Here is a 19809-nt window from a genome sequence, read left to right on the forward strand (position 1 = left end):
GGTACATAGCGTGGCCCGGATGCGAGCGCTTGCATCCACGATCACGCTTGTGCGTCGCCAATTTCCTGCTGCACAGGTCAACCTCAGCCCCTGGCGGGACGACCCGCAGACCCGACAGTGGACTGAGACGGAATCGCTCGACCTCTCGTTTCACTTCCCTGGTTGGAGTCCACGCCTGGAATGCCGCAGTTTGCTGATGCAATTGCGCATCAGCACGGACCGTGGTGATGACCAGTTGCGCCTGCTGGGGGTGTTGATGCGGGGCATGACCTACGACGGCGAACGCTGGCGCCTCGCCACGGTTGGGGAATGGTTGCCGGAAGGCCCCCACCTGCCTCAGCAGCAGCAGGTGAAGCAGCTGCAGCAGATCTGTCGCGAGCTGTTCGAGCTCTTTGATGGAACCGCTGCTTCTGAACCAGCGGCGTAACCCTTCGCAACGCATACAGCCGTTCTGCCTTGAACTCCTTTTAAGTTCGAGGTCAGGCCATTTCTCGCAATCATGTCTGTCGCCCTTGCTGCCCAGCTCCGGGAAGGCACGAAAAAGTCGCACACCATGGCCGAGAACACGGGCTTCGTGAGCTGTTTTCTGAAGGGAGTTGTTGATAAGGCCAGTTACCGCAAGCTGGTGGCTGATCTCTACTTCGTTTACTCCGCGATGGAGGAGGAGATCACCAAGTTGGCGGACCACCCGGTTGTTGGGCCTGTCGCGATGGCTCAGCTGAACCGTCGTGAGGCGTTGGAGCAAGACCTCACCTATTACTTCGGTGAGAGCTGGAAGGAAGACATCAAACCCTCGCCCTCAGCAGCGGCTTACGTGGAGCGCATTCACGCTGTGGCCCAGGAGTCTCCTGAGCTGTTGGTAGGCCATCACTACACCCGCTATCTCGGTGATCTCTCCGGTGGTCAGATCCTCAAGAACATCGCCCAGAAGGCGATGAACATGGAGGGGGATGACGGCCTCCGCTTTTACGTTTTCGACGACATCGCTGACGAAAAAGCGTTCAAGACGACATATCGCTCTGCCATGGACACGCTGCCGATTGATCAGGCAATGGCCGATCGCATCGTTGAGGAGGCCAACCACGCCTTCCACCTGAACATGAATATGTTCAAGGAGCTGGAGGGCAACTTGGTCGCCGCCATCGGCAAGGTTCTGTTTGGCTTCCTCACTCGCCGTCAGCGGGCCGGCAGTACTGAAGCTGCCGCTGCTTAGAGTCAGATTGGTGACTCTTTGATTTCCTTGCGTGAAATTCGGGTTCTAGTTCCAGGCACTGGCCCACGCTTTCGTTGTGGAGGTCTCAATGTCGCGAAGCAGACAGCGGGTTTACTTGCGCAAATTCGAAGCACAACAATTGTTACTTATAGAGAGCGAAGCGATAAATACCCTTTTTTTGATTCGTTGTTGTCCAACGAACAATCTATCCATGATACTTCAATATGGATAGTTAGTTGGGGATTTGATATTCCTAAATTGATAAAACGTCTTCGAGGAAGAAAAGTTGTTTACCAAGCTCATAGTACTGGATATGGATTTACTCTTCCTCCGAGTGTTCCTATTGTCGCTGTTAGTAGGAATACAATGGGCTATTGGGGGCATCGTGCACCAAGGAACCCCTTATTCCTAATTCCTAATGCACTTGAATCTCAATGGTTAGCAAGAGGAGATCGTAGAGGAGATGTATCGAGTCGACCAATAGATGTTCTTGTTCAAAAAAGAAAAAGTAGTAATTATCTCTTGTATGAATTGGTCCCAGCTCTTCGTGCCAAGGGCCTTCATGTAGAGATACAGAGTGATTGGGTGGAAGATTTGGTGCATTTATTTAATAGCGCTAAAGTTTTTTTATATGACTCTACTGAACATTGGAGTAGAGCTGGTGTGAGCGAAGGATTTGGTTTGCCTCCTTTGGAAGCCATTTCTTGCGGTTGCATTGTATTTAGTAGTTTGAATCATGCCCTTGCAGATACTTTTACACCTGGCGTCATGGGGCATCAAATTGGTTACGGATGTTTATCGAATGATGTGGACAGAATAGCTGCAGCCGTTGCAAATCCTGATGAGTGGAAGCCATCAGAATCTGCTTTGGACTTTGCATTGAGAGATTTTTCAGAGTCCCTATTCGTTCAAAGATGGCGTACTGTTTTGACAGAGTTAGATTCTCTAATGCCGATTTTAATTAATAATCCTCGCCTTTTGTTGAAGCCAAATTATGGATTGATTTTACTTTTTAAATTTTTCAAGCAATCTCTAAGGAAAATTTTAAATTTCTTCCATCTTTGAGTATAATTATGTTCTAAAAGATCTTGTTTTTTCAAGAGAATTTGCCGTCTCTTCGACTTCCATTTGCCAAATTCTTTGTCTTGCATATATTTTTTGTTTTTTGGTAGGCATATTGGCCAATCGGTTGGTTAACTGTCTATCAAATGTTAAAGGAAAGGCAAGACAGCTTAAAGTGGATATACTAGTATTGTCGCTGTGTTAAAAGTATTTACTAGCGAGACGCTCTATGAGCTAAAAAATTTATTTAGGTATGTTGAAAAGGAAAGTTTAATTAGGCTATGGATAATTATACCAGTTTCCATTTTTTCTGGCTTGCTTGATATTACTACTGTCGCAGTTATAGGCAGGCTCACCGGAACACTTGTTGGTACTGATCTCATCAACTTGTTGCCTGGCGTAAAGGTATTTGGAGCCAGTACATACATACAATCTTTGTGGTTAATTGCAATTTTTGTCCTAGTAAATTGGCTGCAGTCTGGGGTCCGACTCTTACTTCGCTTTATGCAGGAAAATCTTGCAGGAGAATTGTGGCTGGATTTATCAAGTCGAATCTTCAAGCAGACACTGGGTCAGCCTTATGAATATCATTTAACGGGGAATATATCAGCACTTGCTTCGGATCTACTGTCAAATCTGGAGTGTCTGTTGAGGGATATTTTGACTCCGGCCTTGAGGGCAATAAGCTGTTTAATTAGTATTATATTTCTGGTTGCAGGGATTTTGTATGTCGGCGGAAGTTCTGCATTTATATTGATACTATCGATGTTTATTCTTTATATTCTTATTGGCTATTTGATAAATCCTGCGTTGCGTAAAGCCTCAAGACAAAAGATTGTTACGAGAGAGAGATACACTAAAGGGTTCTTTGAATCTTTCCAAGCAATAGTTGACTTGAAGCTTGGTCTCAGCGAGCCATACTTTTCAAGAAGATTTAATCGATCTACATCGATATTTAAGGGATCAGTAGTTAATGCGACAGTTCTTCCCGAGATACCTAGGCTGCTTATTGAGCCCCTTGGTATCTCAATGATCTTTCTTATTGGAGTCCTTCTACCAGTTTTATCTGGGCAACAAGAAGAAATTATTGAGGTTCTTCCATTTTTATCTATATTATCTGTAGGAGCTTTACGCCTTGCAAAGCCACTTCAAGACTTTTTCTCTGCAATATCAATTTTGAGAGGAGGATTGCCTGAAATTATGAATATAACAGCATTGCTTGAGAATACTGTCAATTTTCAAGCCCCTGCGCAGCTTCTTAATAGGACTCCAGCAGGCATTTTCCCTCTTAGATCAATAGGCCTCCAAAACATTACTTATAGATATCCAGATGCAACTAAGAATGCACTTGATAATGTGTCACTAAACATTCCAGTGGGATCTCGTGTGGCATTTGTAGGTCCTACAGGTAGTGGAAAAACTACAGCTGCAAATATTTTACTTTCACTGTTAACTCCACAAAGAGGAAATTTGATTCTCGATGGTATTCCCGTTTTAGCCGATGAAATAATTTCTTGGCATTTGTGTTGTGCTCAAGTCCCTCAGTCTATAAATTTATTGTCTGACTCTATTATCTCTAACGTTGCTTTTGGTGTTAGTTTAAATGATGTCGATGAGAATAGGGTTTGGGATGCGCTTGAAGCCGCACAATTAGATGTAGTGGTATCAGATCTTCCTTACGGTTTGCACACACCCATTGGTGATAATGGTATTAGCTTGTCAGGAGGACAACGTCAAAGATTAGCTCTAGCTAGGGCATTTTACAGGTCTGCAAAGTTTTTAATTCTAGACGAGGCTACGAGTGCTTTAGACAATAAAACGGAATCCGAAGTTATACAGTCTCTAGAGATCATTGGAAGAAGGTGTACTACTTTAGTTATTGCCCATCGTCTTTCTACTATTCAAAAATGTGATCGTATATATGAGTTTGATGCAGGTAAAATTGTTGCAAGTGGTAACTTCGATGAGCTTAAAGAACTTTCATCGAGCTTCAGGCAGATGATTAATCTGCAATCTTGCACAAATCCTTAACTTGATATTTACTTTGGAGCCTATCACTTATACATGATGCATATCATGGAAAGAATTTTACAGTTTACGCAAAAAAATTCTGTCGAGATAGCAGCTCTAGTCCTTTCGTTTGCTCTTTTTGGTCAAGTATTCTTTTCTTCTATTGTCAACGTATTGTCTTTGGACAACCGTTCTGTGATGCTTGCATTTCGTCTGTGCCTAATGCTTATAAATACCTGTTATATTATATTTTTCCTTCTTCAGAAAAAAGTTTTTTCAATTACCTTCAAGCCATGGTTTAATGCAACCGTAATTTTTTGGACTATGTATACAAGCAGGCTTTTTTATGATGTGTTCCTAGCGAAAGTTAACCTATCTGTTCCACTTTGGGAACTTTTGGCATGGGGTTTGGGTAGTTCATTGGTTAGTGGTTTGGCCGCCTTTCTCTTCGCGCCATTTATAAATCTTGGAAGAGTTTTGTACAAAGTAATTAAGTTTGGCGTTGCTTTGCTTGGCATTTCGGTAATTTGCTTCGCATTTCAGCCGGGATTGGAGCAAGGTGGGTTTTATCTAGACCATTTAAATGCAATTACTGCTGCCAATGCTGGCTGTTCTCTAGTCTTGCTAAGTGTATGCAGCCTTATTGTAAGAAACGATTATCTGAATCCCTTTTGCTATTCAAAATATGTGTCGTTTCTCGGAATAATAATTGGTTCTTTTATTGTAGTTTTTAGTGGTACTAGGGGAGCGATTTTGGCAATGATAATTATCTCGCTCTTTGGCATATTGTTTGCAAGACGTTCTTCCTTTTCCCAATTTTCTTTCTCAGCCTCACGTGTCTTGCTTGCCTTTTTTTTGGTGATATTTATTGTTTGCGTCACGTCCTATTCAGACCTTTTGCTTGATAAACTTTCTACGATTCGGCTATGGGATACAGTTTTTACAAGAATTGAATTTTGGAAGTTATGCCTAAGTGAATTTTTAACAAGTCCACTTTATGGTACTGGTTTTAACATACAGTCATTGTTAGAAAGTCTTAAGATTGAGCAGGGTATTTACTTCCCGCATAACTATATTTTTGAATCTTTGGCCATTGGAGGTCTTTTGCTGGCCACACCATTGCTAGTTTGTTTTATGATTCCAATAATCAAGATATTTAATTTCAAGATCTTAGATTTTACGCATATCTCCCTATCTCTCTTGGCCGCACAAGTAATAATATACTCCATGCATAATGGTCACTTAGGTGAGTATCCTGCTTTTTGGATTATTCTTGGTCTTGTCGCAGGGAGAGAGGATAAATTAAATTAGCATACAAATCAATCAACGACGAACTAAATATATATTATCTCCAAAGAATAGTGAATTTATTGATTAGTCCAGATCGTCCAATTATTGTCATAAAACAGGTTGGAACATTCTTTAGTCGTGGCTTAAGAATCAGTCTTGCGATTGGCTGCAAAAGATTTATAATGTAGATGTAAATTCCAAGATTATTTCTCCTGATTAGTTCATATCTGCCCATCCCATACTGCAGTGTTTTCTTTAGTGATCCTTGGCTAGAATGATGTATTATTCTTACATTTTCGTCTTTCATTATTGATATATTTCTCTGTAGAAGTCTTACAAGTAAATCAGTTTCTTCATTAGAGGCCCATTTCGTTCGCTCCCCTGGGCCTATATTATTGTCGAAAATATATTCTAATTTGCTTAAGTATTCTTTTCGTGCAAAAATGTTGGATGTTTCGGCTTTTGCTTTGAACAAGTCTAAGACTGTATGTATCTCCGTGACAGCATTTCTCTTTAGGCCATTATCGTGATGGACGGCGTTTAAAGTTTCGTCTTTCCCTGCTATTAATACGCCAAGTTCGTCTTTTCGTTCAAATCCGCTCATGACATTTTTTATAGTATCTTTTCTATAGATGCAGTCATCGTCGGGGAATGCAATTATTTCGCCTGTGGCTATACTGGCTCCATGATTCCTTGCTTTTGAGGCCCCAGTGAATGGAACATTAGCGTGAACAATATTTAGGCTGCCTGCAGAATCTTTGATTAGGGCGTCCAAGAAGCTCGGTGGATTTTGGTCTACAATAATAATCTCTTTTGGTGGGACCGATTGATGCTTAATTGAGTCAATAAGTTCTGATAATTGCTTCGTTCTGCCATATGTGCAAACTACTAGTGATAAATCGGCGGTGCCTGTGGGCTTCTTTGGTGCCATTGTTTCGGACCATGAATGCTCCAAGCCTAATTCATTGGCCCCATGGTTATGGGGAGTACGTGGTTTGAAAGTGAATTTGTTGCCTAATTAGTATGATTGAATTTTTGATGTGAACTGTTATGTTGCATCTTTTTTGGATGTCTTTAAGGCGTTCTTGGGTGTCTTGTGGATTGTTGCAACCGTTCAGTGAATCTATTTATTAGCCTGCGTGTGTCTGGTCTGGAAATGTGAGCTTTCATATGGATTCCAAAGTCGCGACAAAATTTGTTTTGCAGTTGTCGATCATCACTGCGCACTATGCCTACAATAAGTCACTATGAGCTTCCTGGATGGCCTCAATGATGCCCAGCGCAGGGCTGTCGATCACTATCAAGGCCCCATGTTGGTTGTTGCCGGAGCCGGCAGCGGCAAGACGAGGGCTCTCACCCATCGCATCGCCCACCTAATTGGTGAGCACGGCGCAGATCCGGCGCAGATTTTGGCTGTTACTTTCACCAACAAAGCCGCTCGGGAGATGAAGGAGCGGCTCGAGTTGCTTCTGTCTCAGAGGCTTGCACAGGGGCAATTTGGCCAACCCTGGAGCACTTTGCCGCCGGTGGAGCAGCGTCAGTTGCGCTCGCGCATCTACCGCGAGGTGACCAAAGAGTTATGGATCGGCACCTTTCACGCGTTATTCGCGCGAATGCTGCGTTACGACATCGATAAGTTCAAGGACGCCGAAGGGCTCACCTGGACCAAGCAGTTTTCTATTTATGACGAAGCTGATGCCCAGAGCCTGGTCAAGGAAATCGTCACCCAGGAATTGCAGCTTGATCCGAAGCGCTTCGATCCCAAGAAGACCCGTTGGGCCATCAGTAACGCCAAAAACCAGGGCTGGCTGCCCGATCAGCTCGAGGCCAATGCCGATGGACAGCGGGGCAAGCTCACGGCTGATGTTTACCGGCGTTATCGAAAGGCGCTTGCTGCTAACAATGCCCTCGATTTTGACGATTTGCTGCTCCTCCCTGTACAGCTTTTGCAGCAAAACGAGCAGGTGCGCAGCTACTGGCACCGCCGCTTCCGTCATGTTTTGGTTGATGAGTATCAGGACACCAACCGCACCCAGTACGACCTGATCAAGCTGCTGGTCACCGATGGCAAGGACCCTCAGGATGTCGACGACTGGGCCGGGCGCTCGGTGTTTGTGGTGGGTGACGCCGACCAGAGCATCTACAGCTTCCGGGCTGCAGATTTCACGATCCTGATGGGTTTTCAGGACGATTTCGGTGATCAGGCTCCGGATGAGGCCACGCGCACGATGGTGAAGCTGGAGGAGAATTACCGCTCCACCGCCACGATCCTTGAAGCGGCCAACGCACTGATTTCCAACAACAGCGAACGGATCGACAAGGTGTTGCGACCCACACGTGGTGAGGGGGAATTGATCTCTCTCACCCGCTGCGATGACGAAATCGCTGAAGCGGAAGCCGTGGTGCACCGGTTGCGCACGATGGAAGCGGCCAATCCCGAGCTCAGTTGGGGTGACATGGCCGTGCTTTATCGCACCAATGCCCAGTCCCGTGCGATCGAGGAATCGCTGGTGCGTTGGGGAATTCCTTACATCGTGGTCGGGGGACTGCGCTTCTACGACCGGCGTGAGATCAAGGATCTTCTGGCATATCTCCGGCTGCTGATCAATCCGGCGGACACCGTCAGCCTGCTGCGGGTGATCAATGTGCCCAAGCGCGGCATCGGCAAGACCACGATCCAGCGGCTCACCGATGCGGCCAATCAACTGGGCATTCCGCTGTGGGATGTGGTGAGTGACCCTGAAGCGGTACGTTCCCTGGGCGGTCGTTCCGCCAAGGGGCTGCTGCAGTTCTGCGATCTGGTGAACGATCTCCAGTCGCGCAGCCGTGAGGTGGCTCCCTCAGAACTGATTCAGCAGGTGATGGAGAAAAGCGGTTATGTCAGCGAGCTGATCGCTGATGGCACCGATGAGGCCGAGGAACGGCGTCGCAACCTGCAGGAATTGGTGAACGCCGCTCTTCAGTACCAGGAGGAGAACGAGGAGGGAGATCTGGAGGGATTCCTGGCCAGTGCTGCACTCTCCAGTGATGCCGACAGCAAGGACACCGCTGCGGACCGTGTCACCTTGATGACACTGCACAGCAGCAAGGGATTGGAATTTCCTGTGGTCTGCCTGGTGGGTTTGGAGCAGGGACTCTTTCCCAGCTATCGCTCCCTCGACGATCCGGCATCACTGGAGGAAGAACGACGTCTTTGCTATGTGGGCATCACCCGGGCGAAGGAGCGTTTGTTCCTATCCCATGCCAGTGAGCGGCGTCTTTGGGGTGGCATGCGTGAGGCGGCGGTTCCGTCGGTGTTTCTTTCGGAGCTGCCGGAGGCCCTGGTGCAGGGGGACATTCCCCAGAGTGGTGGTGCAGCGCTTCGGCGCGAGCGGCGCCTGGAACGGCTCACCCGTGTGGATCGGGACAAACCGTCATCGGCCCCCGCGAATGCGGTGCGGCGACGTCAGGCAGGGCCAGCTCCCGGTCGGAGCTGGCAGGTGGGTGACCAGGTGTTGCATGCCAGCTTCGGTGTTGGCGAGATCACCCATACCTTCGGTAGTGGCGAAAAGGTGTCTATCGCGGTCAAGTTCGTAGGGATGGGCCCCAAGATCCTTGATCCGCGCCTCGCCCCAATCGAGCCTGTTGGTTGAGGCGATTGATCGCAAGCGGTCAATCCCATGCAGATGCGTGATGATTGAGCTGCCGACCGAAGCACCACGCATTGGATCTGCCGGGTGTGCCGCCATCGTTAGCGTCTGAGTTTCGTGGTGCTGCTCAAGACGCAGGAGTGACGCGGCTGGCCCTCGTGGGTGGCGTGGTCCGAGACCTGTTGCTGCATCAGCTGCATGGTGTTCCATGGGCCGGTGTTCCCGATCTGGATTGGGTTGTTGAGGGGGATGCTCTGGCCCTCACTGACGCGCTGTTGCAGCGCTGTGGTTCGCAACGGGTCACGGATGTGCAGCATTACGGGGCTTACGGGACAGTTGCACTGCGCTTCGATGGAATCCCCATTGATTTGGCATCAGCCCGGCGGGAGATCTACCCGGTTCCCGCTCAGAATCCCAAGGTGGAACCCGGCACGTTGCAGCAGGATCTTCTCCGGCGGGATTTCACGATCAATGCCATGGCCATTGATCTCATGGCGGAGCAGTTGGTTGATTCCCATTCGGGTCAACGCGGGTTGACCAACAAGCAATTGACACTGCTGCATGACCAGAGCATTCGGGATGACCCCACGCGCGTGATCAGGGCAGCGCGTTATGCCGCTCGACTGGGCTTCACGTTGGATGAACAAACGGAGGATCAAATCACCCAAACCATTCAGGCCTGGCCCTGGGCTTGGACCACCAGCGCTTCCGCAGAGGCGGCCCCACCGGCCCTCTCGACCCGTCTGAGGATGGAACTCGACCGCTTGTTTCAAAATGAGCCATGGGCACAGGCCATTGCTTGTCTGGAGCAATGGCGTGCTTTGCCGTTGGTTGATCCGAGTCTTCAGGATGATCCGCGGCTGATGCGTCGTCTGCACTGGGCTCAGCGCTTGGAGCTCCCCCTCTTGCCGGCTTTGCTGTCTGGTGCCAGGCATCCGCTGCGCGTTGCGCAGCGACTTCAGCTTCCTGGTCAGCAGCAGCAGTGGTTAAGCCAGATGTTGGATTTGAAGCAATGGCTTCTCGCGGATGGCCCAAGGGTGTCGTCGCTCCCGTCGGTCTGGTCAGAGGCCCTGGAGGAGCGTGGTGCGAAGGCTGAAAGCGTCGCTCTGCTGATCTGTCTGATGCCCGTTCAATGGAAGCCTCTTTTGCGCTGGTGGGGGCGCTGGCGGAAGATCAAATCGCCGAAAACCGCCCGTCAGCTTTTGGACTCCGGCTGGTGTCCTGGCCCTGCATTGGGACAGGAGTTGCACAGGCTCCGTTGTGAGGCTCTGGATAAGTCGTGATGAATAACAGGTAGCTATTTTCCCTCGCTTTGGTTTGCAGTGCCTTTGCATTTCGGACCCTTTTCTGATTGATACCACGTCCTTGTGGAGCGATGAGCTCTACAGCGTTGGTAAGAGTTTCCAGCCCAGTCTGGGAGCCCTTGTTGAGATGCTTCGTGAAGACACTCATCCACCTTTTTATTACTTTCTTCTGTGGGTTTAGGGACAGCTGATTGGTCAAACTCCGGTCACATTGAGGCTTTTCTCGTGGTGTGTCTATTGTCTGGGCGGAATTGTGATGGTGCGCCAGTCCCTCGCCACGGGTGGGCGCAACATGCAGGTCTTGACGGTGGCTGCTCTGCTTGCGCTTTGCAGTCCTTATCCGGTGTGTTTCGCCATTGAAGGCAAGAGTTATGCCTTACTGCTGCTCATGGTTGCGCTGGCGTGGTGGTGTCGGCGCTCGCAACGTCCCTTGCTGTACGCGCTGGTCTCTGCCTTGGCAGGAATCACCCATTTTTATGGTCTGTTCTTGGTGCTTGCTGCCGCCGTCTGGGATGGCCTGAAGGGCCGCACCCGGTTTGCTTTGGCGGCGCTGATGGCGGCATTGCCTGGCCTGGGCTGGATTGATTATGCCGCTGACTATTTGTTCCGCTCCAGAGCCGCCAGCTGGATTGGTGCCCCGGATTACGCCCTGTTGGAGGAGACCCTGGCCCGGGGGCTTGGGCTGTGGCCGCTGCCCAAGTTGGGATTGATTCTGCTGCTGTTGGTGGTGTTAAGGCGTTGGGGAGGGCTGCAACGGTTGTCTTGGCCTGAGCCTGGTGTTCTGGATCGAAGCGGCTTGACCCCGTCCCTGTTGATAGTGGTTGGAGTTGTGCTGGTGTCGTTCGTGAAGCCGATGGCCTTCAGCCGTTATTTCGTGGTGCTGGTGCCGGCTGTGCTTCCTGTTCTGGCGGTTCAGTTCGGTGCTCTGAACCTCAATCGCCTTGGCCGCGGCTGTGCCGTTGGGGCGCTGAGCGTGTTGTTGGCCAGTTGGTGGGGGCCGGGTTTTGCCGAACTGGATCCCGCTCTGGGGGGAGTGCGTGAACAGGATCAGTTCCGTCTGATCAGCCAGCGCACCGGTGGCCTCGTGGAGCGTTATGGCCCGCGGGCCCGTTTGCTCAATCTCAGCGATCGAATGGAAGTTGCCATGGGGCGGATCCCATCGGATCCCGTGCCCTGGGGTGATGCTGACGATCTGGAGAAACATCTGGCCGCGCCGCCGTTGCCTTCGGAGCTCTGGCTGGCCAGCAGTGGGCCTTTACAGGCCATGGAGCGCAAGCTCAAACGCCTGCAATCACAAGTTGTGCAGGCGGGTTACAACTGTGACCAACGTGCAAACGACCTCAGTCATGCGCGGCTGTTGCGTTGCCGATTTGAAGCCATGGGCCGTTCCGAGTGAGTTGAGCGGCGGCTTTGCTGGTGCAGGCCAGCAGCAAGGGGCCACAGGTCTGTGGGTCCACCAGCAGTTCGAGCAAGGCCGGGGACGCGTGGTCTCTTAGCTGAACCGGACCTTCGAGCCATCGCCAGGCAGCACGGTTCGAGGGGGCCAGCGTGCTGGAGATGCCGCGTTCGAACAGCTCAAGTGCACCGGGGTATGCCGGGATGGCAGAACCCTCCAGTTCGATGGTCAGTCCTGGACTGTTCTGGAGCATTTCGCCCAGATGCCCAAGCAGGCCGAAACCGGTGATGTCGGTGCAGGCGTGAATGCCCCCGCGGATCGGCTCGATCTGGTCAAGCAGCGTGTGCTGGCTGCAGGCCATGGTCTGCAGTGCAGTATCCAGATCAGCCGCCCTTGTGGCGCCACTCATGGCCCCTGCAAATAGCACCCCGGTGCCCAGGGGGCGACTGATCAGCAGGGCATCTCCTGGGCGCAGTCCTGTTTTCAGCCAGGGCAATTGGGGGCTGTTGCCGTTCACCGTGAGGGTGATCTGCACCCCGAGGCTGGTCGGCAGCGGTGAGGCGCTGCGGGATTCCATCGTGTGTCCACCGATCAGCTCGGCGCACTGTTCATCCAGAACCGAGCGGATGCCCGCCAGGGTCTGCACCAGCAGCTCCTGCTGTTCGTCGGCTGAAACCATCGGCAGCGTGACCGTTGCCATGACGCTGGAGACCGGGGCACCGCAGGCCCAGAGATCAGAGCAGGCGTGCAGGGCCGTCAGACGTCCGTTGAGCCAGGGGTCACTCACCAGGGCCGGAAAGCCATCCGTGCTCTGCAGGAGTCCTGGATGCCCAGCGAGATGGGCAGCGTCTTCGGGCTGTCCGCTAAGCCCCACCCGCTCCAGTGCTGCTGCCAGGGGTTGGGCCGGCAACTTGGCCGCGCAGCCCCGGCAGGCCATCGGTGCTGCATCGGCCATCGCTGCTGGCTGCAGAAATCCAGTCATGAAGGCCCGATCAATGCGTTGCTTCAGGTGCCAAAGCAGGCGGGATGGCCCCAGTCGCCAGCCGCCCCAACGTGCCCAGGCGGCATCTTGATGACTGCCGATGAGCTGCAGCGCCTTGCGCTGGGGATGCCAGGGCCGCAGGGGGTGCCCCTTGCAGGCCGCTTCCAGATTGATGGCCAAGGGGCGTCCGGCGCGCACCGCCCATACCCCAGACGCCGGCCGGGGTGATGCGCTAATCACGGCACAGTCGCCGCTGGCGAACAGGCATCGATGGCCTTCGACCCTGAGGTGGCGATCGGTGCGGACCCGGCCATCGGGAGTTAAGGGCAGACCAGTCGTCGCCAGCCAGGCGGGGCCCTGGCTTCCCGTGCAGAGCAGGCTGGGTCCGTTGTGGTGGCTGTCGTCGTCGGTGACGGCGATATTGGCCTTTCGCAGCACGTGTTGGACGGCTGGATCTAGCTGTCCCATGCGCTGTTGCAGCTGCAGCGCCCGCTGCGGCCAGCGGCGCCGCAGCGCCAGGACGACTTCCAGGCCGGCTGCTCCCGCTCCGATCACCCGCAGTGGCCTGGGATCGCTTGGGTCTTCGCTTTCGAGGAAGGCGAGTGCGGCTTCCAATGGCTTGATCGGAATCCCCCTGCTGTTCGGTCGACTCACCGCTCCCACATCCAGGCTCAGCCAGTTGAAGTGGAGCGCAGGACGGTCACGCAGGTGCAGACAGTTCTGTTCGGCGTCTAATCCGGTGATTTCCGCTTCAACAAAGGCGACCCCGGCCCTGTCACAGAGCTGACGCAGGTCGATGGCGAGCTCGTCGCGTTGGTAGATGCCGGCGATCAGGCCCGGCACCATGCCGGAATACAGGGCTGTGCTGGAGCGGTTGACCAGGGTGATGCTCTGCGCTGGGCGTCGCTCCGGCTGCATCGCCCAGCGTTTGAGCAGTAGTGAATGGCTGTGGCCGCCGCCGGCTAATAGCAGTGTCTCGCCGGTCGTCATGCGGATTGTCGGTAGCCCATGGGATTGGCCTGCTGCCAGGCCCAACCATCGCGGCAGATGTCGCCGAGCGTTCGCTTCGTTCGCCACTGGAGAATGTCAGCGGCGTGTGAGGGATCGGCGACGGTGACAGCGGCATCGCCAGGCCGTCGGTCGACGAGGGCATAGGGAATGTCTTGTCCGCTGGCGGCGGAGAAGGCGTTGACCACGTCAAGAACACTGACCCCATCGCCGCTGCCGAGGTTGCAGGTGAGGTGCTGTGGCCCCTGATTGAGCAGGGTGGTGAGGGCGGCTTTGTGGCCTTCTGCCAGATCCATTACGTGGATGTAATCGCGAACGCCCGTGCCGTCATGGGTTGGCCAGTCGCTGCCGAATACCCGGAGCTGATCACGGCGGCCGACAGCGACTTGGGTCACGAAAGGAAAGAGGTTGTTGGGGATTCCCATAGGGTCTTCTCCGATGCGACCGCTGGGATGGGCGCCCACGGGGTTGAAGTATCGGAGGGATGCGATGCGCCAAGTGTTTGGAGCGCTGCTGTTGAGATCCGTGAGCATCTGCTCAACAGCGGCTTTAGAAAAGCCGTAGGGGTTGTTGGGTTGGATGGGTGCCGATTCAGGGATCGGAACGGTTACGGGGTATCCGTAGACGGTGGCGCTGCTGCTGAAGACAAGGGTGCGGCAGGCATGGGCATCCATGGCCGCGAGCAGAGTTCGTGAGCCCGCGACATTTATATCCCAGTAGAGAAGCGGCTTTTTAATAGATTCGCTAACCGCTTTAAGCCCGGCGAAATGGATGACGGCATCAAAGGGACGACCGTTGGCGGCAGCCGCTGAAAAGAGCCCATCGAGGGTGATGGGATCGCGGATGTCCCCTCGCTGGATCTGCAGCCGTTGGCTGCCTAGAGCAACGTTGGCGACAGCGGCCACCCTGGTTAGGGCTTCTGGAGAGCTGTTGGCAAAGTTATCCAGGATCAGCAGGTCGTAACCGGCCTCGAGCAGAACGAGGCAGGTGTGGCTGCCGATGAAACCGGCGCCGCCTGTGACCAAAACGCGGCTGCCCATCTTTTGCAGCATTCACAACACTGTCTGATTTTGAAGCAACTGCCGCCAGCGGGCAGACTGAGTCGCTGTACTTGAATCCCGTAAGTGAGTCAGCTCCAGAGCCTCAGGGGCATGGTGGATCTGCTGCCGGAGGCGCTTCAGCGCTGGCAAGCGGTGGAGGCTGTGGCGCGGGAGCATTTCCAGCGTTCTGGGTTTGGTGAGATTCGGACGCCGCTTCTGGAGACGACGGACCTGTTCTGTCGTGGCATCGGTGCAGCCACCGATGTGGTGGGTAAGGAGATGTATAGCTTTCAGGATCGCGGCGATCGCTCCTGCACGCTGCGGCCGGAGGGCACGGCCTCGGTGGTGCGGGCTGCACTCCAACATGGACTGCTGAGCCAAGGTGCGCAGAAGCTTTGGTACGCCGGTCCGATGTTTCGCTACGAGCGACCTCAGGCTGGTCGGCAGCGACAGTTTCATCAGATCGGGGTGGAGTGGCTTGGCGCGGAAAGCGCCCGCAGCGACGTTGAGGTGATTGCTCTTGCCTGGGATTTGTTGGCTCGCCTCGGGGTGGGTGGCCTGGAGCTGGAACTCAACAGCCTCGGGTCATCAGAGGATCGCCAGGCCTACCGAGCGGCGCTGGTGCATTGGCTGGAGCAGCGGTCTGAGGCTCTCGATCCCGATTCCCAGGCCCGGCTCAGTACCAATCCTCTGCGCATCCTGGACTCGAAGAACAAAAACACGCAGGCTCTGCTGAAGGATGCGCCAACCCTGGCCGATGCCCTCAGCCCTGAGAGCCGTCAGCGCTTTGAAGCGGTGCAGCAGGGCTTGACTGCCCTGGAGATCCCTTTCCGATTGAACCCCCGACTGGTGCGGGGCCTGGACTATTACAGCCACACCGCCTTTGAGATCACCAGCGATCGGTTGGGCGCTCAGGCCACCGTCTGCGGTGGTGGTCGCTACGACGGCTTGATCGCGCAACTCGGCGGGGCAACGACGCCCGCCATCGGTTGGGCCTTGGGAATGGAAAGGCTGCTCCTGGTGCTTGAAGCCTCGGCTGAGGTTGACCCCGAAGGCAGGGCGGCTGGCCTAGTGGCTGCCTCGCTACCTGATGTCTTCATTGTCAATCGTGGCGTGCAGGCTTCGGCTGCCGCTCTGGCGCTGGCACGCGATTTGCGGGGCAACGGTCTGGTGGTGGTCCTTGATGACTCGGGTTCAGCCTTCGGGAAGCAGTTCAAACGTGCAGACCGCCATGGAGCTCGCTGGGCCCTGGTGCTTGGCGATGATGAGGCGGAGCGGGGTGAACTGCGTTTAAAGCCACTTCAGCAGTCTGGAGAGGAGCGTTGCATCCGGCTCGATGACCGGGAAGCACTTGTGGCGATTCTCAAGTCCCTGTAAGGGAACGGAACAAAGACATGCGTGGTACTTTTTCGGACGTTCGGGGATTGGGCGTTGATCAACCTGGTGACTGGAGGGGCTGGCTTTGTCGGCTCACATCTGGTTGATCGCCTGATGCAGGCCAGGCAGGAAGTGATTTGCCTTGACAACTATTTCACTGGCCGCAAAAGCAACATCAGCCAGTGGATCGGTCATCCCAGGTTTGAACTGATCCGGCACGACGTTACCGATCCGATCCGTTTGGAATGTGATCGCATTTGGCACCTGGCATGCCCGGCATCGCCCGTTCATTACCAGTTCAATCCGATCAAAACTGCCAAGACCAGCTTTCTCGGCACTTACAACATGTTGGGGCTGGCACGCCGTGTGGGTGCTCGGCTGCTCCTGGCCAGTACGAGCGAGGTGTATGGCGATCCGGAGGTGCATCCACAGCCGGAGAGCTACCGCGGTTGCGTGAACACTATCGGAATCCGCAGTTGTTATGACGAGGGCAAGCGCATCGCTGAAACACTGTGTTTTGACTACCAGCGGATGCACGACGTGGAAGTCCGGGTAATGCGGATTTTCAACACTTACGGCCCTCGGATGCTTCCTGATGATGGCCGTGTGGTCAGCAACTTCATTGTTCAGGCGCTCAAGGGAGAGCCGCTGACCTTGTACGGCGATGGTTCGCAGACCCGTTCCTTCTGCTTTGTGGATGACCTTGTGGAGGGAATGATTCGCTTGATGGATGGGTCTCACACCGGTCCGATGAACATCGGCAACCCCGGTGAATTCACAATTCGGCAGCTGGCCGAGCTTGTCCGTGCGCGCATCAATCCGGACCTTCCGCTGATCGAGAAACCTCTGCCCGCAGATGATCCGCTGCAGCGACAGCCTGTGATTGATCTAGCGCAGCGGGAACTCAGTTGGAGCCCGACCGTTTCATTGGAAAACGGTCTGATTCCCACGATCGAATGGTTCCGTAAGGTCCTCGACCAGCAGGCCACGCAAACTCAGGGAGTCCGGGCATGACCGTTCAACGCATCTGTTGCATGGGTGCCGGCTACGTTGGCGGTCCGACCATGGCGGTAATTGCCGACCGCTGTCCTGACGTTCAGGTCACGGTTGTTGATCTGAATGATCACCGCATTGCGGCTTGGAATGATGCAGACCTGAGCCGGTTGCCTGTTTACGAGCCCGGGTTGGATGCAGTGGTGGCTCGAGCGCGGGGCCGCAACCTCCACTTCTCGACCGATGTGGATGGTGCGATTGCTGCCGCCGACATGGTGTTCATTTCGGTGAACACGCCCACCAAGGTGAAGGGTCTTGGTGCCGGTCAGGCCAGTGATCTGCGTTGGGTCGAGGCCTGTGCCCGTCAGGTGGCCAAGGCCTCCAGTGGTCACACCATCGTGGTGGAAAAAAGCACGTTGCCGGTGCGCACGGCCGAAGCAATCCGCACCATTCTCGAGGCAGCTCAAGAGCCCGTTGAGAATGGTGAAGAGCCCCGAACCTTTGCGGTGCTCTCCAATCCGGAATTTCTGGCTGAAGGCACCGCGATTTCTGATCTGGAGAATCCAGACCGTGTGTTGATCGGTGGGGAGGACGATGCATCGATCGATGCCCTCGCCGGCATCTACGGGCAGTGGGTGGCGAAGGACAAGATTCTCCGCACCAATTTGTGGAGCAGTGAGCTCTCCAAGCTCACTGCCAATGCATTTCTGGCCCAGAGGATCAGCTCGATCAATTCAGTCGCCGCACTTTGTGAGTCCACGGGGGCTGATGTGCAGGAGGTGGCCCGGGCGATTGGAACCGACAGTCGTATTGGACCGAAATTTCTGCAGTCAGGCCCCGGTTTCGGTGGTAGTTGTTTTCAGAAAGACATCCTCAACCTGGTGTACCTCTGCCGTCACTTCGGCTTGCCCGAGGTGGCCGATTACTGGGAGAGCGTCGTTGCGCTTAACACCTGGCAGCAGCATCGGATCGCCAGGCTGATCGTGCAGCGGTTGTTTGGCACGGTGACCGGGAAGCGGTTGGCGATTCTCGGTTTTGCATTTAAAGCCGATACCAACGACACCCGTGAAGCTCCTGCGATTCGGATCGCTTCAGATCTTCTGGAAGAAGGCGCTCAGTTGGCCATTCATGATCCCAAGGTTGAGCCCTCTCAGATCTCTCGGGATCTTAAGTTGGACTCGATAGCACCGGATTCAGAAACAGGGCCAACGGCGCAGGCCTTGAGTGGTCAGGGCAGCTGGTGGAGTGCGGGGAGCGTTGAGGAGGCTGTGGCTGGTGCTGATGCGGTGTTGATTCTCACGGAGTGGGAGCACTACAAGGCTTTGAACTGGCGTGATCTGGCGCAGCGGATGCGATGCCCTGCTTGGGTGTTTGATGCACGTTCTGTGGTCAATCCGGAAGAGATTCGTGCGGCCGGCTTGACCCTCTGGCGTATCGGCAACGGAGCATCGTGACATGCACCATCCTGGTAACGGGTGCCGCCGGATTCATCGGTGCAGCCCTGTCGATCCGCCTGTTGCAGCGCGGAGATCGGGTTGTCGGCCTCGATAATCTCAACGATTACTACGACCCGTCTCTCAAGCAGGCGAGGTTGCGTCAGATCCAGGCGGTCGCCAGGGAGGGTGCTTGGCGCTTTGTGGAAATGGCCTTGGAGGACGGCGATGACCTGATGGCGTTGTTTGCTGCCGAGAAGCCGACAGTGGTGGTCAACTTGGCGGCTCAGGCCGGGGTCCGTTACTCCCTGGAGAATCCGGCGGCTTACATCCAGAGCAATCTTGTGGGCTTTGGCCATCTGCTGGAAGGTTGCCGCCACCACGGCACTGAAAACCTTGTCTATGCCTCGAGCAGTTCGGTGTACGGCGGAAACCGCAATCTGCCCTTCGATGAGCGCCAACCGGTGAATCACCCAGTGAGCCTCTATGCCGCCAGCAAGAAGGCCAACGAATTGATGGCCCACACCTATAGCCATCTCTATGGGCTGCCGGCCACGGGCCTGCGCTTTTTCACCGTGTATGGCCCCTGGGGCCGGCCCGACATGGCACCGATGTTGTTCGCCAAAGCGATCCTGGCGGGGAACCCGATACGGGTGTTCAACCACGGCCAGATGCAGCGCGACTTCACCTACATCGACGACATCGTGGAGGGGGTGCTGCGCTGTTGCGATAAACCAGCCACCGCAAACCCCGACTTCGACCCCCTGGCCCCTGATCCCGCCACGGCCGCGGCACCGCACCGGGTGTTCAACATCGGCAACAGCCAGCCCACGCCTTTGCTGCGCTTCATCGAGGTGATGGAGGAGGCCCTGGGTTGCGAAGCCATGAAGGATTTCCAGCCCATGCAGCCGGGCGATGTGGTGGCCACTGCAGCCAATACTGCAGCTCTGGAGGCGTGGGTGGGCTTCAAGCCTTCAACGCCGATCGAAACTGGCGTGCAGCGTTTCGCCGATTGGTATCGCTCCTTTTACGGCATCTGATCGCTTGCCGTCAGGCTGCAGTCGTCGCAGCG

General features: G+C 54.2%; 15 protein-coding genes. 12 read left to right on the forward strand and 3 right to left on the reverse strand.

What is annotated here, in order from left to right; genetic code table 11:
• Nucleotides 1-19: 19 nt before the first annotated feature.
• From DXY33_RS02250 to DXY33_RS02270, 5 genes are all read left to right on the forward strand, one after another.
• Entirely contained in the window at nucleotides 20-427 is a 408-nt protein-coding gene (locus DXY33_RS02250; RefSeq protein WP_115131556.1) for a hypothetical protein, read from the forward strand.
• 72 nt (nucleotides 428-499) lie between these two features.
• Entirely contained in the window at nucleotides 500-1213 is a 714-nt protein-coding gene (locus tag DXY33_RS02255) for a heme oxygenase (biliverdin-producing) (protein ID WP_115131557.1), read from the forward strand.
• An 18-nt stretch (nucleotides 1214-1231) separates the two neighbouring features.
• Complete coding sequence (locus DXY33_RS02260; protein ID WP_115131558.1) at nucleotides 1232-2278, forward strand: glycosyltransferase; 1047 nt, start codon at nucleotides 1232-1234, stop codon at nucleotides 2276-2278.
• A 195-nt stretch (nucleotides 2279-2473) separates the two neighbouring features.
• Nucleotides 2474-4306, forward strand: coding sequence for an ABC transporter ATP-binding protein (locus DXY33_RS02265; RefSeq protein WP_115131559.1), 1833 nt, complete (start codon nucleotides 2474-2476; stop codon nucleotides 4304-4306).
• 36 nt (nucleotides 4307-4342) lie between these two features.
• Nucleotides 4343-5596, forward strand: coding sequence for an O-antigen ligase (locus DXY33_RS02270; protein ID WP_170950903.1), 1254 nt, complete (start codon nucleotides 4343-4345; stop codon nucleotides 5594-5596).
• Between the two features lie 34 nt (nucleotides 5597-5630).
• Here DXY33_RS02270 and DXY33_RS02275 read toward each other — a convergent pair whose 3' ends face one another.
• Nucleotides 5631-6506 carry a glycosyltransferase family 2 protein gene (locus tag DXY33_RS02275; protein ID WP_115131561.1) on the reverse strand — a complete coding sequence of 292 codons (876 nt, stop codon included), beginning with the start codon at nucleotides 6504-6506 and terminating at the stop codon, nucleotides 5631-5633.
• 316 nt (nucleotides 6507-6822) lie between these two features.
• On the opposite strand from DXY33_RS02275, the gene DXY33_RS02280 reads away from it, so the two are divergent.
• The 3 genes from DXY33_RS02280 to DXY33_RS02290 all read left to right on the forward strand — a co-directional run bounded on the left by DXY33_RS02280 (nucleotide 6823) and on the right by DXY33_RS02290 (nucleotide 11904).
• On the forward strand, nucleotides 6823-9207 hold the full coding sequence (locus DXY33_RS02280; protein WP_115131562.1) for a UvrD-helicase domain-containing protein: 2385 nt from the start codon (nucleotides 6823-6825) through the stop codon (nucleotides 9205-9207).
• Between the two features lie 86 nt (nucleotides 9208-9293).
• Nucleotides 9294-10487, forward strand: coding sequence for a CCA tRNA nucleotidyltransferase (locus DXY33_RS02285; protein WP_371634542.1), 1194 nt, complete (start codon nucleotides 9294-9296; stop codon nucleotides 10485-10487).
• Between the two features lie 277 nt (nucleotides 10488-10764).
• Nucleotides 10765-11904: a hypothetical protein gene (locus DXY33_RS02290; protein ID WP_244275826.1), complete on the forward strand. Its 1140-nt coding sequence runs from the start codon at nucleotides 10765-10767 to the stop codon at nucleotides 11902-11904.
• On the opposite strand, the gene selD is transcribed toward DXY33_RS02290, so the two are convergent.
• Together selD and galE are read right to left on the reverse strand one after the other, a co-directional pair.
• Nucleotides 11849-13876, reverse strand: coding sequence for a selenide, water dikinase SelD (gene selD, locus DXY33_RS02295; RefSeq protein ID WP_115131564.1), 2028 nt, complete (start codon nucleotides 13874-13876; stop codon nucleotides 11849-11851). The two genes, DXY33_RS02290 and selD, sit on opposite strands and share 56 nt — an antisense overlap.
• Nucleotides 13873-14934, reverse strand: coding sequence for a UDP-glucose 4-epimerase GalE (galE, locus tag DXY33_RS02300; RefSeq protein ID WP_115131667.1), 1062 nt, complete (start codon nucleotides 14932-14934; stop codon nucleotides 13873-13875). The genes selD and galE overlap by 4 nt, the downstream gene beginning before the upstream one ends.
• Nucleotides 14935-15018: 84 nt before the next feature.
• Here galE and hisS point away from each other — a divergent pair, with 84 nt between their 5' ends.
• The 4 genes from hisS to DXY33_RS02320 are packed head-to-tail and all read left to right on the forward strand — an operon-like array spanning nucleotide 15019 to nucleotide 19777.
• Nucleotides 15019-16311: a histidine--tRNA ligase gene (gene hisS, locus DXY33_RS02305; RefSeq protein ID WP_115131565.1), complete on the forward strand. Its 1293-nt coding sequence runs from the start codon at nucleotides 15019-15021 to the stop codon at nucleotides 16309-16311.
• A gap of 57 nt (nucleotides 16312-16368) precedes the next feature.
• On the forward strand, nucleotides 16369-17325 hold the full coding sequence (locus tag DXY33_RS02310) for a UDP-glucuronic acid decarboxylase family protein (protein WP_256377187.1): 957 nt from the start codon (nucleotides 16369-16371) through the stop codon (nucleotides 17323-17325).
• Entirely contained in the window at nucleotides 17322-18758 is a 1437-nt protein-coding gene (locus DXY33_RS02315; RefSeq protein ID WP_115131566.1) for a nucleotide sugar dehydrogenase, read from the forward strand. Before DXY33_RS02310 ends, DXY33_RS02315 begins: the two co-directional genes overlap by 4 nt.
• The gene (locus DXY33_RS02320; RefSeq protein ID WP_115131567.1) at nucleotides 18755-19777 is read left to right on the forward strand and encodes an NAD-dependent epimerase; all 1023 of its coding nucleotides are present in this window, start codon (nucleotides 18755-18757) and stop codon (nucleotides 19775-19777) included. Before DXY33_RS02315 ends, DXY33_RS02320 begins: the two co-directional genes overlap by 4 nt.
• Nucleotides 19778-19809 lie beyond the last annotated feature (32 nt).

The sequence above is a fragment of the Synechococcus sp. N26 genome, from assembly GCF_900473975.1.
GTDB lineage: Bacteria > Cyanobacteriota > Cyanobacteriia > PCC-6307 > Cyanobiaceae > Parasynechococcus.